The 16659-nt window shown below is 61.2% G+C and carries 15 protein-coding genes; 10 read left to right on the forward strand and 5 right to left on the reverse strand.

The features are described from left to right. Positions 1–102 precede the first annotated feature (102 nt). Positions 103–1002 carry a hydroxymethylglutaryl-CoA lyase gene (locus OK411_RS18355; protein ID WP_041477111.1) on the forward strand — a complete coding sequence of 300 codons (900 nt, stop codon included), beginning with the start codon at positions 103–105 and terminating at the stop codon, positions 1000–1002. A gap of 655 nt (positions 1003–1657) precedes the next feature. On the opposite strand, the gene OK411_RS18360 is transcribed toward OK411_RS18355, so the two are convergent. Continuing rightward, on the reverse strand, positions 1658–3355 hold the full coding sequence (locus tag OK411_RS18360; protein WP_264365486.1) for an AMP-binding protein: 1698 nt from the start codon (positions 3353–3355) through the stop codon (positions 1658–1660). Between the two features lie 300 nt (positions 3356–3655). Between OK411_RS18360 and OK411_RS18365 the strand changes: the two genes are divergently transcribed. The 4 genes from OK411_RS18365 to OK411_RS18380 all read left to right on the forward strand — a co-directional run bounded on the left by OK411_RS18365 (position 3656) and on the right by OK411_RS18380 (position 9413). Beyond that, positions 3656–4819 carry an isovaleryl-CoA dehydrogenase gene (locus OK411_RS18365; protein ID WP_016775311.1) on the forward strand — a complete coding sequence of 388 codons (1164 nt, stop codon included), beginning with the start codon at positions 3656–3658 and terminating at the stop codon, positions 4817–4819. A 107-nt stretch (positions 4820–4926) separates the two neighbouring features. Continuing rightward, positions 4927–6531, forward strand: coding sequence for a carboxyl transferase domain-containing protein (locus OK411_RS18370; protein ID WP_264365487.1), 1605 nt, complete (start codon positions 4927–4929; stop codon positions 6529–6531). A gap of 120 nt (positions 6532–6651) precedes the next feature. Continuing rightward, complete coding sequence (locus OK411_RS18375; protein WP_186566350.1) at positions 6652–7464, forward strand: gamma-carboxygeranoyl-CoA hydratase; 813 nt, start codon at positions 6652–6654, stop codon at positions 7462–7464. Further along, positions 7464–9413, forward strand: a complete 1950-nt coding sequence (locus OK411_RS18380) for an acetyl/propionyl/methylcrotonyl-CoA carboxylase subunit alpha (RefSeq protein WP_264365488.1) — start codon at positions 7464–7466, stop codon at positions 9411–9413. Before OK411_RS18375 ends, OK411_RS18380 begins: the two co-directional genes overlap by 1 nt. A gap of 42 nt (positions 9414–9455) precedes the next feature. Here the strand turns inward: OK411_RS18380 and OK411_RS18385 are convergent, their stop codons facing one another. Then, positions 9456–10115, reverse strand: coding sequence for a LexA family protein (locus OK411_RS18385; protein WP_038861876.1), 660 nt, complete (start codon positions 10113–10115; stop codon positions 9456–9458). Positions 10116–10245: 130 nt separating this feature from the next. On the opposite strand from OK411_RS18385, the gene OK411_RS18390 reads away from it, so the two are divergent. Then, positions 10246–10644 carry a DUF6124 family protein gene (locus OK411_RS18390; protein ID WP_071172941.1) on the forward strand — a complete coding sequence of 133 codons (399 nt, stop codon included), beginning with the start codon at positions 10246–10248 and terminating at the stop codon, positions 10642–10644. A gap of 104 nt (positions 10645–10748) precedes the next feature. On the opposite strand, the gene OK411_RS18395 is transcribed toward OK411_RS18390, so the two are convergent. After that, a complete protein-coding gene (locus tag OK411_RS18395) occupies positions 10749–10967 on the reverse strand; it encodes a hypothetical protein (protein ID WP_264365489.1) in 219 nt (72 codons plus the stop codon). A gap of 95 nt (positions 10968–11062) precedes the next feature. Here OK411_RS18395 and OK411_RS18400 point away from each other — a divergent pair, with 95 nt between their 5' ends. Beyond that, positions 11063–12214 (forward strand): M14-type cytosolic carboxypeptidase, encoded by a 1152-nt coding sequence (locus OK411_RS18400; protein ID WP_264365490.1) that lies wholly within the window; start codon positions 11063–11065, stop codon positions 12212–12214. Positions 12215–12273: 59 nt separating this feature from the next. Here the strand turns inward: OK411_RS18400 and OK411_RS18405 are convergent, their stop codons facing one another. After that, positions 12274–12819 (reverse strand): cytochrome b, encoded by a 546-nt coding sequence (locus tag OK411_RS18405; protein ID WP_024013443.1) that lies wholly within the window; start codon positions 12817–12819, stop codon positions 12274–12276. Continuing rightward, positions 12816–13922, reverse strand: coding sequence for a catalase family peroxidase (locus OK411_RS18410; protein ID WP_151552815.1), 1107 nt, complete (start codon positions 13920–13922; stop codon positions 12816–12818). The genes OK411_RS18405 and OK411_RS18410 overlap by 4 nt, the downstream gene beginning before the upstream one ends. Before the next feature lie 156 nt (positions 13923–14078). Between OK411_RS18410 and OK411_RS18415 the strand changes: the two genes are divergently transcribed. The 3 genes from OK411_RS18415 to zapE all read left to right on the forward strand — a co-directional run bounded on the left by OK411_RS18415 (position 14079) and on the right by zapE (position 16565). Further along, positions 14079–14585: an RNA polymerase sigma factor gene (locus tag OK411_RS18415; protein ID WP_264365491.1), complete on the forward strand. Its 507-nt coding sequence runs from the start codon at positions 14079–14081 to the stop codon at positions 14583–14585. Then, positions 14582–15337 carry an anti-sigma factor family protein gene (locus tag OK411_RS18420; protein ID WP_110600761.1) on the forward strand — a complete coding sequence of 252 codons (756 nt, stop codon included), beginning with the start codon at positions 14582–14584 and terminating at the stop codon, positions 15335–15337. The genes OK411_RS18415 and OK411_RS18420 overlap by 4 nt, the downstream gene beginning before the upstream one ends. 97 nt (positions 15338–15434) lie before the next feature. Beyond that, positions 15435–16565, forward strand: a complete 1131-nt coding sequence (zapE, locus tag OK411_RS18425; protein ID WP_217878512.1) for a cell division protein ZapE — start codon at positions 15435–15437, stop codon at positions 16563–16565. Positions 16566–16659: the final 94 nt, after the last annotated feature.

Here is a 16659-nt window from a genome sequence, read left to right on the forward strand (position 1 = left end):
GGGCGTCGGGTCAGTCAACATCATTGCAGGATGTTCCGACCTCATCGCGGGCAAGCCCGCTCCCACAGGGATCACCACGAATCCACGAAGCAGGTCCCACCCATGTCCCTCCCCTCCCAAGTACGCCTGATCGAAGTCGGCCCGCGCGATGGCCTGCAGAACGAAGCCCAGCCGATCAGCGTCGCTGACAAGGTGCAACTGGTCGATGCGCTGAGCGCCGCCGGGCTTGGCTACATCGAAGTCGGCAGTTTCGTCTCGCCGAAATGGGTGCCGCAGATGGCCGGCTCCGCCGAAGTGTTCGCGCAGATTCAGCGCAAACCCGGCGTGACCTACGGCGCACTGGCGCCGAACCTGCGCGGTTTTGAAGACGCGCTCGCCGCCGGGGTCAAGGAAGTCGCGGTGTTCGCCGCCGCCTCCGAGGCGTTCTCGCAGCGCAACATCAATTGCTCGATCAGCGAAAGCCTGGCGCGGTTTGCGCCGATCATGGAGGCCGCCAAACAACACGGCGTTACCGTGCGCGGTTACGTTTCCTGTGTGCTGGGCTGCCCGTATGAAGGCACGGTTGCGCCGGAGCAAGTGGCGATGGTCGCGCGCGAGCTGTACGCGATGGGCTGCTACGAAGTGTCGCTGGGCGACACCATAGGCACCGGCACGGCCGGCGCGACCCGGCGCCTGTTCGAGGTGGTTTCGGCGCAGGTGCCACGGGACAGACTCGCCGGGCATTTCCACGACACCTATGGCCAGGCCATGGCCAACATCTACGCCAGCCTGCTCGAAGGCATTGCGGTGTTCGACAGCTCTATCGCCGGCCTCGGCGGCTGCCCGTACGCCAAAGGCGCGAGCGGTAACGTTGCCACCGAAGACGTGGTGTACCTGCTCAATGGCCTGGGCATCGAGACCGGTATCGACCTGGACGCCTTGATTGCCGCGGGCCAGCAGATCAGCGCAGTGCTCGGCCGCCCGAGCGGTTCGCGGGTGGCGAAGGCGCGCAGCGCGCAGTGAGGTGTTACCGCTGCGTCAGCGATGTGGGCAAAAGCGAGTAACACGGAAACAAATTGTCTGGCTTTGCCCCAAGCTGAAAAAGCCTCGAAATCCTAAGTGGTTGATTCAAAAGGATTTTTAAAAGTTGGCACGACACCTGCTATCTCTATCGCATAACAAGAATAAAAAGCCGCAAACCAATAAAAACAAGACGAAACGACTCTGACATAACAAGAACAACACGGCAGAGACGCAGCTAACAGATTTTTTTGGAGAAGGTGTGCTTTTCAGGGTGCTCTCAGGAGTGACCCGCAACCGGGCAGAGAACAATAAAACTACCTTCAGGTAGCTCCCGAATCGGTTGGATCGTTAAACGAGAAAGCAGATCAGCGCTCAAAAAAATACGTTTGCTCTTGACCCCGGATGGGGGTCGCCAAAAAGCTGTACAGGGCCACGGTTGCCAAAAACAACAACAGACCGACCCTCAATAATAAAAAGAGCACGCAACGACAAATTAAAGGGGGGCTTCGGCTCCCCTTTGTGCTTTCTGCGATTCGCCTCTCTATCACTGCATCCCTGTGGGAGCGAGCCTGCTCGCGAAAACGGTGTATCAGACACATTTACGCTGAATGACACACTGCATTCGCGAGCAGGCTCGCTCCCACAGAAGACGTGGTTATCGGTCGATTGTTTTCAGCTCCTCGATACTGATCTCGCGCATCCTGAATTTCTGGATCTTGCCCGTCACCGTCATCGGAAACGCGTCGACGAACTTGAAGTAACGCGGTGTCTTGAAATGGGCGATGCGTTCCTTGCACCAGGTTTGCAGCTCCAGTTCCGAGGCGCTATGGCCGGGGTGGAATTTGATCCAGGCGACGATTTCCTCACCGTAGCGCGAGCACGGAATACCGATCACCTGCACGTCGGCCACCGCCGGATGGGTGAAGAAGAACTCCTCCAGCTCACGGGGATAAACATTCTCGCCGCCACGAATGATCATGTCCTTGTTACGCCCGGCGATGTTGACGTAACCCTCCTCGTTCATGCTCGCCAGGTCGCCGGTGTGCATCCACCCCGCCTCATCGATGGCTTCGGCAGTAGCCTGCGGGTTGTTCCAGTAGCCGAGCATCACGCTGTAGCCGCGCGTGCATAGTTCGCCAATGGTGCCGCGCGGCACGAGGTTGCCGGCGGTGTCGATGATCTTGCTTTCCAGTTGCGGCTGGGTGCGCCCGACCGTGGTGACGCGCAATTCCAGCTCATCCGCAGGCCCGGTCTGCAACGACACCGGACTGGTTTCGGTCATGCCGTAGGCAATCTGCACTTCGCTCATGTGCATCTCGTTGATCACCCGGCGCATGACCTCGATCGGACAGGTGGCGCCGGCCATGATCCCGGTGCGCAGGCTCGACAGGTCGAAAGTCTGCCGCTGCGGCTGATCGAGCATGGCGATGAACATGGTCGGCACGCCGTACAGCGCCGTGGCCTGCTCTTCCGCTACTGCTTGCAGGGTCAGGGCCGGATCGAACGCGTCATTGGGGTAAATCATCGTACTGCCATGGGTGACGCAACCGAGGTTGCCCATGACCATGCCGAAGCAGTGATACAGCGGCACCGGAATCACCAGACGATCGGCAGCCGTCAGGCCGAGGCTTTCGCCGACCATGTAGCCGTTATTGAGAATGTTGTAGTGACTGAGGGTCGCGCCCTTGGGGAAACCGGTGGTGCCGGAGGTGTACTGGATGTTTACCGGTTGATCGAAATGCAGGCTGGTGCTGCGTTCGCGCAGCGGTTCGGACGAGACACTGGCGGCCAGATCGCTGAGCTGCGACCACGGCAGAAAACCGGGCGGCGGATTGGCATCGAGGCTGATCACGCCGCGCAGCTCCGGCAGGCGTTCGCTGCGCAGCTGACCGATGGCGTGCTCGGCCAATTCTGGCGCCAGGCTCTGGAGCATTGCGTGGTAATTCGAGGTTTTGAATGCTCCGGCGCAGACCAGCCACTGGCAGCCGGATTGCTTGAGCACGTATTCGAGTTCGGAGCTGCGATAGGCGGGATTGATATTGACCAGGATCACGCCGATCTTCGCCGTGGCGAACTGGGTAATGCACCACTGCGCGCAATTCGGCGCCCAGATGCCGAGGCGATCGCCGGTCTGCAAGCCCAGTGCGAGCAAGGCCCTGGCCTGCTCATCCACCGCGTCGGCCAGTTGCCGCCAGGAGTAACGCAACTGCTGATGGCGCACCACCAAAGCCTCGCCGTCAGGGTATTGCGCGACAGTCTGATCGAAGCGCTGACCGATGGTCATCGCCAGCAGGGCATGGTCCTGAGAGCCACGGGTGTAGCTGCGCTGCGGGTTTGCACTGGGTTGATCCATGACGACCCCTATTGTCTTTATTAGTGGGTTTTCCCGGTTTTGAATCCCTGTGGGAGCGAGCCTGCTCGCGAATACGCTGCGTCATTCACCCTTTAGGGCGACTGATACAGCGCTTTCGCGAGCAGGCTCGCTCCCACCAGAAACAAACCGATATCTGATCCTGAACTGCCCTTACTCTCGCCCAAGTTGACGCTTACGTAAAGCCGATTGACAGTCGAACTGTGGAAGCTTTACGTTAACGTAAAGCTGAACGCCGATTCGTCGTGCGCTCCACCCGATAAAAAAGCCAAAAGGTGACCCATGAGCTATCCATCCCTGAATTTCGCCCTCGGTGAAACCATCGACATGCTGCGCGATCAGGTGCAGTCCTTCGTCGCCGATCAGATCGCCCCGCGCGCCGCGCAGATCGACCACGACAACCTGTTCCCCGCCGACATGTGGCGCAAATTCGGTGACATGGGCCTGCTCGGCATCACCGTGCCGGAGGAGTACGGCGGCGCGGGTCTGGGTTATCTGGCGCACGTAGTGGCGATGGAAGAAATCAGCCGCGGCTCGGCGTCGGTGGCGTTGTCCTATGGCGCGCACTCCAACCTTTGCGTCAACCAGATCAACCGCAACGGCAATCACGAACAGAAAAGCAAATACCTGCCGAAACTGATCAGCGGCGAGCACGTCGGCGCCCTGGCGATGAGCGAGCCCAACGCCGGTTCCGACGTGGTCTCGATGAAACTGCGCGCCGACAAACGCGGCGACCGCTTCGTCCTCAACGGCAGCAAAACCTGGATCACCAACGGCCCCGACGCCAATACCTACGTGATCTACGCCAAGACCGACCTGGAAAAAGGCCCGCACGGCATCACCGCGTTCATCGTCGAGCGTGACTGGAAAGGCTTCAGCCGCAGCAACAAGTTCGACAAGCTCGGCATGCGTGGCTCCAACACCTGCGAGCTGTTTTTCGACGATGTCGAAGTACCGGAAGAGAACATTCTCGGCGTGCTCAACGGTGGCGTGAAAGTGCTGATGAGCGGCCTCGATTACGAACGCGTGGTGCTCTCCGGCGGCCCGACCGGAATCATGCAGTCGTGCATGGACCTGATCGTGCCGTACATCCACGACCGCAAGCAGTTCGGCCAGAGCATCGGCGAATTCCAGCTGATCCAGGGCAAAGTCGCCGACATGTACACCCAGCTCAACGCCAGCCGCGCTTATCTGTACGCGGTGGCCCAGGCCTGCGAGCGCGGCGAAACCACGCGCAAGGACGCGGCCGGGGTGATCCTCTACACCGCCGAACGCGCCACGCAAATGGCCCTCGACGCGATCCAGATTCTCGGCGGCAACGGCTACATCAACGAATTCCCCGCCGGCCGCCTGCTGCGCGACGCCAAGCTCTACGAAATCGGCGCCGGCACCAGCGAGATCCGCCGCATGCTGATCGGCCGCGAACTGTTCAACGAGACGAAATGAATCTCGTCAGCTGCAAGCCGCAAGCTACACGCTGCAAGAGAACCACGCTCTCGCCCCAACTTGCAGCTTGCCGCTTGTAGCTAGAAGCTGCTTACGGAGTAAGCCCCATGATTCTGCACACTCAGATCAACCCGCGTTCAGCGGAGTTCGCCGCCAACAATGCGGCGATGCTCAAACAGGTTGACGCGCTGCACACCCTGCTCGCTCAAGTCGCGCAGGGCGGCGGTGTCAAAGCTCAGGAACGCCACACCTCGCGGGGCAAATTGCTGCCGCGCGAGCGCATCAATCGCTTGCTAGACCCCGGCTCGCCGTTTCTCGAAATCAGCCAACTTGCCGCCCATGCGGTTTACGGCGAAGACGTCCCGGCTGCCGGGGTGATCGCCGGGATTGGTCGCGTTGAAGGCGTGGAGTGCATGATCGTCGCCAACGATGCGACGGTGAAAGGTGGCTCGTATTACCCGCTCACCGTGAAAAAACACCTGCGCGCGCAGACCATCGCCCAGCAGAATCGCCTGCCGTGCATCTATCTGGTGGATTCCGGTGGTGCCAACCTGCCGCGTCAGGACGAAGTGTTTCCGGACCGCGAGCACTTTGGGCGGATCTTTTTCAACCAGGCCAACATGAGTGCCATGGGCATCCCGCAGATCGCCGTGGTCATGGGTTCGTGCACCGCTGGCGGCGCGTATGTGCCGGCGATGGCGGACGAAGCGATCATGGTGCGCAACCAGGCGACGATTTTCCTCGCCGGCCCGCCGCTGGTGAAAGCCGCGACCGGTGAAGTGGTCAGCGCCGAAGATCTGGGCGGCGCCGATGTGCACTGCAGGACCTCCGGCGTGGCCGACCATTACGCCGAGAACGATGAACACGCCCTCGCCCTCGCCCGCCGCAGCGTCGCCAACCTCAACTGGCGCAAGCTCGGCGAGGTGCAGCAGCGCACGCCGATTGCGCCGCTGTACGCCAGCGACGAGTTGTACGGCGTGGTTCCGGCTGACGCCAAGCAGCCATTCGATGTGCGCGAAGTGATCGCGCGGCTGGTCGACGGTTCGGTGTTCGATGAATTCAAAGCGCTGTTCGGCACCACGCTGGTCTGCGGTTTCGCGCATTTGCACGGCTACCCGATCGCGATTCTGGCAAACAACGGCATCCTCTTCGCCGAAGCCGCGCAGAAAGGCGCGCACTTCATCGAACTGGCCTGCCAGCGCGGCATCCCGCTGCTGTTTCTGCAGAACATCACCGGTTTCATGGTCGGCCAGAAGTACGAAGCCGGCGGCATCGCCAAGCACGGCGCGAAACTGGTGACCGCGGTGGCCTGCGCCAAAGTGCCGAAATTCACCGTGATCATCGGCGGCAGCTTCGGTGCCGGCAACTACGGCATGTGCGGTCGCGCTTACGATCCGCGTTTCTTGTGGATGTGGCCGAACGCGCGGATTGGCGTGATGGGCGCCGAACAGGCCGCAGGCGTTCTGGTGCAGGTCAAACGCGAACAAGCCGAACGCAGCGGTCAGGCGTTCAGCGCCGAGCAGGAGACCGAGATCAAGCAGCCGATTCTCGATCAGTACGAAGAACAGGGTCACCCCTACTACTCCAGCGCGCGGCTGTGGGACGACGGCGTCATCGATCCGGCGCAGACCCGCGACGTACTGGCCCTGGCCTTGTCCGCGTCGCTGAACGCGCCAATCGAACCGAGCCGCTTCGGCGTGTTCCGGATGTGATGTTTTTTTGTGGGAGCGAGCCTGCTCGCGAATGCGCTCTGTCAGGCAGCGGATAGATCGACTGATACCCCGCTTTCGCGAGCAGGCTCGCTCCCACAAGAACCGTGGAGACGGATGAATATGAACGACTTCAATACCCTCGAACTGCAAACCGATCCACGCGGTTTCGCGACGTTATGGCTCAACCGCGCCGAGAAAAACAACGCGTTCAACGCCGAGATGATCCGCGAACTGATCCTCGCTCTCGACAAGGTCGCCAGCGATTCGAGCCTGCGTTTCCTGCTACTACGCGGGCATGGCAAGCATTTCAGTGCCGGCGCCGACCTGGCGTGGATGCAGCAATCAGCGGAACTCGATTACCACACCAACCTCGATGACGCCCGCGAGCTGGCCGAGCTGATGTACAACCTCGCCAAACTGAAAATCCCCACGCTGGCCGTGGTTCAGGGCGCGGCGTTTGGTGGCGCGCTGGGCTTGATCAGTTGCTGTGACATGGCGATCGGCGCCGATGACGCGCAGTTCTGCCTGTCGGAAGTGCGCATCGGCCTGGCGCCGGCGGTGATCAGTCCGTTCGTAGTGCAGGCGATCGGTGAGCGTGCGGCACGGCGTTACGCGCTGACGGCCGAGCGCTTCAGCGGACAGCGGGCGCGGGAGATCGGCTTGCTCGCCGAAAGCTATCCTGCGGCGGAACTGGAGCAACAGGTCGAACAGTGGATCGACAACCTGTTGCTCAACAGCCCCGCCGCCATGCGCGCCAGCAAGGACTTGCTGCGCGAAGTCGGCAACGGCGCGCTGACCCCGGCCCTGCGCCGCTACACCGAAAATGCCATCGCGCGGATTCGCGTCAGCCCTGAAGGCCAGGAAGGCTTGCGTGCCTTCCTGCAAAAACGCCCACCGAACTGGCAAGCCGCATCCACCAAGGAGTCGCGTTGATGAGCGCACCTGTGATTACCACCCTGCTGGTGGCCAACCGCGGCGAAATCGCCTGCCGCGTGATGCGCACCGCCAAGGCTCTGGGCCTGACCACCGTCGCCGTGCACAGCGCCACCGACCGCGATGCGCGGCACAGCCGTGAAGCCGATATCCGCGTGGATCTGGGCGGCAGCAAGGCTGCCGAGAGTTATCTGCAAATCGATAAATTGATCGCCGCCGCCAAGGCCAGCGGTGCCCAGGCGATTCATCCCGGCTACGGCTTTCTATCGGAAAACGCCGGATTCGCCCGCGCCATCGAAGCCGCCGGGCTGATCTTCCTCGGCCCGCCCGCCGCGGCCATCGATGCGATGGGCAGCAAATCCGCCGCTAAGGCGCTGATGGAAAAGGCCGGCGTGCCACTGGTTCCGGGCTATCACGGCGAAGCGCAGGACCTCGACACCTTCCGCGAAGCCTGCGAACGCATCGGTTATCCGGTGCTGCTCAAGGCCACTGCGGGTGGTGGCGGCAAAGGCATGAAAGTCGTCGAAGATGTCAGCCAACTCGCTGAAGCCCTCGCCTCGGCGCAGCGCGAAGCGCAATCGTCGTTTGGCGACTCGCGGATGTTGGTGGAAAAGTATTTGCTCAAGCCACGTCATGTGGAGATTCAGGTGTTCGCCGATCAGCACGGCAACTGCCTGTATCTCAACGAGCGCGATTGCTCGATCCAGCGTCGGCACCAGAAAGTCGTCGAAGAGGCCCCGGCGCCGGGTCTGACGCCCGAGTTGCGCCGGGCAATGGGCGAAGCGGCTGTGCGTTCGGCGCAGGCGATCGGTTATGTCGGCGCCGGCACCGTGGAGTTTTTGCTGGATGCGCGCGGCGAGTTTTTCTTCATGGAGATGAACACGCGGCTGCAAGTCGAGCACCCTGTGACCGAAGCAATCACCGGGCTGGATCTGGTCGCCTGGCAGATTCGCGTCGCCCGTGGGGAAGCGCTGCCGATCACCCAAGCGCAGGTGCCACTCAATGGTCACGCGATCGAAGTGCGCTTGTATGCCGAAGATCCGGCGAATGATTTCCTGCCGGCCACTGGGCGTCTGGACTTGTACCGCGAATCGGCACAGGGACCGGGGCGGCGGGTAGACAGCGGCGTTGAGGAAGGTGACGAGATCTCGCCCTTCTACGATCCGATGCTCGGCAAACTGATTGCCTGGGGTGAAGATCGCGAACAGGCGCGCTTGCGTTTGTTGAGCATGCTCGACGAGTTTGCGATTGGCGGGCTGAAGACCAACATCAATTTCCTGCGCCGGATCATCGCGCAGCCGGCGTTTGCGGCGGCAGAGCTGGATACCGGGTTCATTCCGCGCTATCAGGAGCAATTGCTGCCAGCGCCGGGCGCGTTGAGCGATGAGTTCTGGCAAGCGGCGGCGCAGGCGTTTGCGCAGAGTCTGCCGAAGCATGCGCGGGCGGATGATCCCGCCTCCCCCTGGTCTTGCAGCAGTGGTTTGCGCGCAGGTTTGCCGGCGCAAATCACCTTGCACTTGAGCTGCGAGGGACAGGATCGCGCGTTGACCTTGAGAACTGCGGCCCATGCAAAACTGCTGGGCGAGGCGCTGACCATCGAGCATGACGGCGTGCGCCGCACATTGCGGGCGATTCGTCAGGGTGGCGCGTTGTATCTGGAATGGGACGGCGAGTTGCGGCGCATCGAAGCGTTCGATCCGATCAGTGCCGTTGAAGCCAGCCACAGCCATCAGGGCGGTCTGACCGCGCCAATGAACGGCAGCATCGTGCGCGTGCTGGTCGAAACGGGACAGTCGGTTGAGGCCGGGGCGCAACTGGTGGTGCTGGAGGCCATGAAGATGGAACACAGCATCCGCGCGCCGCACGCCGGTGTGATCAAAGCGCTGTATTGCCAGGAAGGCGATATGGTCAGCGAAGGCAGCGCTTTGGTTGAACTGGAAGAGGGATGAAATAAAAGGATCGACCCTCGCCTTGAGCGAGGATCGATCCGCTCAGTAACGCGCCGTTGCCTGAACCACCACGCCGATGATCCGGCATTCATCGGTGAGCAGGGTTTTCGGCCAGGTCGGGTTGAGCGGCACCAGGTAGCGCTGGCCGGCCTGTTCGTCGAGTTTGCGGAAAATCGCTTCTTCGCTGTCCGGCCACTGGGCGATCACCAGTTTGCCAGGCACTGCCTCCAACTCTGGGTCAACCAGAATCAGCATGCCCTCGGCAATGCTCTGGCCGCTCGGCGCGGTCATCGAATCCCCCGTCACCGTCAGCCAGAACGCGGCACCGCCACGAGCGTGGTAATCCGTCAGTTCGAAGCGCTGCTTCGCTGATGCTCCGGGATAGCTCGCCGCAGTGTCACGCACTTCGCACGGTGCACGCCAATCGCAGACCGGATACCGGAAGTACGGGTTGTACTTCTGCGCCAGCGGCATTTCGTCTTCCGGCGTCGGCTGCGGCTCGCGAATCACCAGAACGACTTCCAGGAAGTCCATTCCCAGCGCCTTGAGCACGCGGTTCATTTCGGTAACACCGGGTTCGCGACGCTTGTTCAGCCAATGACCGATCCCGCCCTGGGACATGCCGACGCGCTCTCCAAGCTCTGTTTGAGTGACTTTGAGTTCACTCATCTTGGCCTTGACCAACTCAATCCATTTATCCATGTGCCGCACCTTACGCGGACGTCTTCGACCGGCAAAACACATATTGTAGTATTTAAATTCTCGTCACAAATACAGGCGGTACTATCCTAAGGAAACGGACTTTCAATCGAACATGGAGTGACGTTTCATGATGAACATCAGCAGCAAAGACCTGCCCGATCTGCAAATCGACACCAGCTTCACCTCCCCTCAAGGCAATGCCGCCGCACAGCGCGCGCTGGACTACTACTTGAAACCGGCTGTTTCAGAACCCGAGACGGACGAACGTTTTTTCAATGTCAAAGGCCATCTCAGCGGCGAGGAAGCGCTGGTGCATGCCTCGGATCTGTTGCGATGTGCAGCCGCCACCGCGTTCAAGGCCGCAGAAAACCTGCAAGGCACCAATCGCGATCTGGCCTTTTCGGTGGTGCACATGGTGGATATGGCGCGGGCGATGGTCGACCATTCGATCGACAACGACGAAGTCACGGCGGACAAGGTACGGGCGGACAGGAAAGAATTTTCCCATCGCGCAGATAAAAACATTTGACTTGCAAATGATAATGATTATTATTGCAAGCAGCTGGTCGCGAGATCAGTCGATGGACCAGAGACCTTAGGTCGGTCTTCTGGACTATCTCCTCATCAGGCTAATCACGGTTTTTGACCCGGCTTTTTGCCGGGTCTTTTTTTGCCCGTTTTTCGGGCTTGCGTCTTCAGGCTAATGAAGTCTTTGGGTGCTGCAAATTCGATGGCGCGGATAATATCAAAAGAATATTGATTGGCAAGCCGAGCCCGGCCACATTGGGCAAAACTAATGGCAATCAGCACTTGAGAATCAATCGCACAGCCTCTAAGCTGCTGGCGCGTCACGGAAGACGCCCCCCGCTACGCCCGCAATTCCCCTCGGTTTCAGCCCTGCCTGCGTGTAAAGTACCGGTCATAAAAATCCTGCTCTGGAAGCGATTATGACCGTGGCCAAATCTTCGTTCGACATCAGCGCCAATTTCGACAGCGGCAATATCCAAGTCATCGACATCAGCAACCCGCTCAATCCGGTTCTGGCCATCCGCCCGGACACCCGCAGCGCTCATTTTCAGTGGTTCCATTTCAAGGCCAGCGGCCTGCATGTGCATCAGGAACACTGGTTTCGTCTGGTCAACGCCAGCCAGTCCTCCTATAACAAGGCCTGGACCGGCTATCAGGCAGTCGCTTCCTACGACCACGTCAACTGGTTCCGCATCCCCACCAGCTTCGAAGGCGACAGCCTGCGCTTCTGCCTCGAAGCCGAACAGACCCACGCCTGGTTCGCCTACTTCGAGCCCTACAGCCGCGGCCGCCACGACTGGCTGATCGAACAGGCGCTGAGCAAGGCTGGCACCGAATTGCTGGCGACCGGCAAAAGTGTCGAGGGCCGGGACATTCAGCTGCTGCGCAAAGGCACCGGTGCCGAAGGCCAGCGCAAGATCTGGATCATCGCCCAGCAGCATCCGGGCGAGCACATGGCGGAATGGTTCATGGAAGGCGTGATTGAGCGTCTGGAGCGCCAGGACGATCCGGTCTTGAACAAACTGCTGGCCAGCGCCGATCTGTATCTGGTGCCGAACATGAACCCGGATGGCGCCTTCCACGGCCACCTGCGCACCAATGCCATGGGCCAGGACTTGAACCGGGCCTGGCAGAACGCCAGCCAGGACATCAGTCCGGAAGTGCTTTTCGTCCAGCAGCACATGGAAAAATATGGCGTCGATGCGTTTATCGACGTGCACGGCGACGAGGAAATCCCCCACGTCTTTACCGCCGGCTGTGAAGGTAATCCTGGCTTTACATCGCGCATCGAAAAGCTTGAAGAGCATTTCCGCAGCCATCTGAAGCACACCACCAAAGACTTCCAGACCACCTACGGCTACACCCGCGACGAACCGGGACAGGCCAACATGACCCTGGCCTGCAACAGCGTCGGGCAGAAATTCGACTGCCTGTCGCTGACCCTGGAGATGCCGTTCAAGGACCACGACGACCACCCGGACAAGATCACCGGCTGGTCGGGCAAACGTTCCAAGCAATTGGGCAAGGATGTGCTGACCACCCTCGCCGACATGGTCGACACCCTGCGCTGATCCCCTCCTCTGTAACGACAAAAGATCGCAGCCGACCTGCGATCTTTTGCGTTACAGGGTCAGCCGCGATCACGCCCGCGCAACATGCTGTCGAGCACTTCGTCACGACGCACCCAGCCATGAAACAGCGCCGCCGCCAGGTGCAGCAGCACCGTCAGAAACAGCAGATACGCCAGATAGCCATGGGACTTGCGCAGCACCGCAAACAGTTGCGCGTCAGCCGGCACAATCGACGGCAGATGCAGCGACGCCGTGAGCATCACCGGCTCGCCCGAGGCACTGATCATCGCCCAGCCGAGCAGCGGCAACACCAGCATCAACGCATACAACAAGACGTGGGAAGCCTTGGCTGCCAGCACCTGCCAGCCCGGCAGATCATCCGGCAGTGGCGGTTGTCGTGTGGTGAAGCGCACCAGCAGGCGCACGATCACCAGCGCCAGAATCGCGATGCCCAGCGGCTTGTGCAAATGAATCAGCCATTCATGGCGAGACGACACCGAAGTGACCATGCCCGCACCGATAAACAGCATGGCGATGATCATCAGCGCCATCAGCCAGTGCAGCAGGCGCGCCAGCAAAACGAAATGCGTCGGTTGCTTGCTCATGGACGAGCCTCCTGTTTGGCGGCGGGCAACTGGCTGACTTCGCTGGTGCGACGCAGGTAGGAATCGGCATAGCCGGCAGAACGCGCGGCCAGCAGTGGATCTTCCGAGCCTTGAATCCCGGCCGGCAGCACCAGCGGGTCGTAGTTGATGTCGCGGCATTCACCGCTGAGCTGCGGCTGGGTTTTCTCCAGCACCAGAGTCCCGGCGTTCAGCACTTTGCGATTTGCGGGCCATGTCTTGCTGGCATCGTTGACCGGGTCGTCGGCATTGGCCAGGGTGATGTTCAACTGGAAGCGCAAGGGTGCGGCGGCCAGGCGTTGCACCAGATCCTTCTCGAGAAAGTCCGCGCCTTCAGGGGCTGTGGCACCTGCTGCGTCCTGCGCCAAAGGGGTCATGCTCCAGCGCACGGCCTGTTTTTTACCGTTGCCATCGACCAGATAGAACGCATTGATGCTGTTATAGGTTTCAGTGGCGTAGCTGGCCGAAGGCTTGGCGGTCTTCACCCACGTCAAGAACGGCACGGCTTCCGGGTGTGCAGCGAAGAACGCCGGCACCTTCGTCGGGTCGGGCTTGCCAGTGGCTGGATCCGGCGACTGCGCCTGCTGCAATTGGTAGAACGCTTCAGGCGTGCCCACCGGAAACACCGGCATGCTGTTCATGCCGGTGCGCCATTGCTGACCGTTCGCCTGGGTGAAGCGCAGCGCCAGACTGCGGATCGGTACGGCGCTGTCCGGCGCATAGGGATTGCCCGCCGGCAAGGCAAAACGCCCCACCACCGGTGTCTGCGGCAGGTTGAACACCTGTGCCGTGGAGAACGCGCGCGCCTCGCCGCTGCTTTCGAAATGGCCGATCACGCAAACACCCTTGGCATGATTGCGACGAAAGCCGGGATGCACGCCGTTGTTCTTTTCCAGCACATCGACCAACGCTTTTGGCGTCAATCGTTGTGGGTCAAGGTTGCCATGCACGTAGGCAAACGCCCCGGCCACGGCGGCGACAATCACGGCAATGCCGCCCAGACGTAAAACCAGGCTCGCGGCGCTCAGTGGCTGGCGCGGCGGCCTGCCGGGCGGTGCAGCGTTGGGGGACGAGCGATCAACCATGAATATCTCCAGGCCATCGGCCACAAGTGGAAAGAGTCAGCAAGACGCACCCCGTCCGGGTTTATTCCACGGCGCGGTATTTATTTTTGCGCACGGGGAATAACCTGCGCTGACGGGCGTCTTCCTAGTTCACAGCGTAGCGACCAGCAGAAATTCATGAGCGAATTCGACGAACAGTTGAGAGAAATCATTCCCAGATTGCGCCGCTTCGCCGTGTCGTTGACGCGCAACAGCAGCAGCGCTGACGATCTGGTCCAGGCCAGCCTCGAGCGGGCGCTGTCGGCGTGGGGGGAAAAACGCGCCGAAGGCGACTTGCGCGCCTGGCTGTTCGCAATTCTCTATCGGCAATTTCTCGATGCGCACCGTCGCTCGCGGCGCTATGCGCGCATGCTGGAATTTTTCACCGGTCGCGACGATACCGAGCCGTCGGTGGAACGCACCGTGATTGCTCAGTCGACCCTGCAAGCCTTCGAACGCCTGCCCACCGAACAGCGCGCTTTGCTGCTGATGGTCTCGGTGGAAGGCCTGTCCTATAAAGAGGTCGCCGAGATCCTCGGCGCCCCGATCGGCACCGTGATGTCGCGCCTGTCCCGCGCCCGCCAGGCCTTGCGCCAACTCAGCGACGGCGAAATCAGCAGCCCTTCCTTGCGGATACTCAAATGATCAGCCTGCCTCCCAGCGAACGAGATTTGCACGCCTACGTCGACCACCAGCTCAGCGACGCCGATCGGCGCGTGCTCGAGACCTGGCTGGCCAGCCACCCTGAAGAAGCAGCGCAGGTGCGCGCCTGGCAACGCGACGCCCAGCAGTTGCGCGCAGCGCTGAGTGGCGCCTTGCAGCAACCGGCCAATCCGGCGCTCGACCCGATGATGATTCGCCAGCGCCGCCGCCAGCAGTCCCGTCGCCACCTGGCCAGCGCGGCGGTGTTGCTGATTGCCGTGAGCATCGGCGGTTTCAGTGGCTGGCAGGCGCGGGAAATGACCCTGGCGCGCCCTGCGCAATTGCCGATGACTGACGCATTGCAAGCCTATCGCCTGATCGCCCAGCAAGGCGTACTGCCCGCCGATTACAAGGTCGACAGCGACGGCGACATGCAGCGTTGGCTCGACCGCTACTTCAGCGGTGCCGGGCGCTTGCCGGACTTGAAAGCTGCCGGATTCGAGCCGGTCAGCGGGCGCTTGCTCAGCACCGATGAAGGCGCGGCGGCGATGGTGATGTATGAGGATGGCAGCGGTCACAAAGTGAGCTTTTACCTGCGTCCACCGGGGCCGAAAAACACCCTGCTGCCGCGTGGCTCGCGCAGCGATGGCGATCTGCAGGCCGATTACTGGTCAGGGCCGGGCTACAACTATGCGGTGGTCAGCCCGACCGACTCGCCGGCGGCAGAGTTGCTCAAGCAATCGCCACCGTTCTGATGGTGATATTTCATGGAGCCGACGCCCGGGCTCTGGTTACACTGGGGCCACCGCGCTCGCTGTGGAGCCGGTCTGAGAAACCAGGAGCCTGTCCCGCGTGCCCGCCCGAACGCCGAAACGATCACGACTGAGCCAACGCTGGCCGTTGCTGCGCCGCCTGTTCGGCAAAAGCCTGCCCGCCAGCGCCGGGCACGATGCTCATGCCGCGACCATCCGCGATTATTTCCGCGACAAGGCCAGAAGCCGGGGCTACACCCTCAGCCGCAGTCAGCAGCAAGTCATCGACTGCATGGCGCAGCAAGCCAGCGTGCTGCTCGGCGACAGCGGCCACACACCGCCGAGTCTGTACCTGTACGGCGCCGTCGGGCGCGGTAAAAGCTGGTTGCTCGACGGTTTTTTCCAGGCACTGCCGATCACGCGCAAACGCCGCCTGCATTTCCATCAGTTTTTTGCCCGGTTGCACGACGGCATGTTCCGTCATCGCCAGGAGGAAGACGCGCTGGAAATCACCTTGGACGAACTGCTGGAAGATTGCCAGGTGCTGTGTTTCGACGAATTTCACGTGCATGACATCGGCGATGCGATGCTGATCACGCGGCTGTTCAAGGCCCTGTTCAAACGGCAGATCATGCTGCTGGTGACCTCCAACTATGCACCCGAGGGCCTGCTGCCCAATCCGCTGTATCACGCGCGCTTCAAACCGGTGATCGAGCTGATCAACACGCGCATGCAAGTGATGGAAGTCGGCGGCGCCCACGACTACCGCGCACTCAACCGCCAACACACGCATCAAGTGTTTACCCAAGGACATTACGTGTGGCCGGCGACGGCAGCTCAACGTCAGACTCTGGACCTGCCACCGGCCGACGCGCCTGCCCTTGCCCTCGAAGTTGGCAAGCGCCAGCTTCAGGCCCGTTTTTGCCAAGGCCGGCGAGTCGCGTTCACCTTCAACGACCTGTGCGAACAGCCAACGGCAGTGATGGATTATCTGCAACTGTGCCAGCGTTTCGACCAGTGGATCATCGATGACCTGCCGCAGCTCGGCGAATGTCCGATCGCCGTGCAGCAGCGCTTCATCAATCTGATTGACGTGCTCTACGATCAGGACAAACACCTGACCCTGCTCGGCCAACTGCCGCTGGGCCAGAGCCTGGAAGGTCACGCCATCGACCTGGCGCGCACGCGCAGCCGGTTGGGGCAATTGCAGGAAATTCACGCTCCCAACTGACTCCCTACCCTGTGAGAGCGAGCCCTGTGGGAGCGAGCCTGCTCGCTCCCACAAGGTCCCGGGACAACTCAAAATCCGTTCAGCATCCGCTTTA

The organism is Pseudomonas sp. RG1 (genome assembly GCF_025910115.1).
In the GTDB taxonomy this organism is placed as follows: Bacteria; Pseudomonadota; Gammaproteobacteria; order Pseudomonadales; family Pseudomonadaceae; genus Aquipseudomonas; species Aquipseudomonas atacamensis.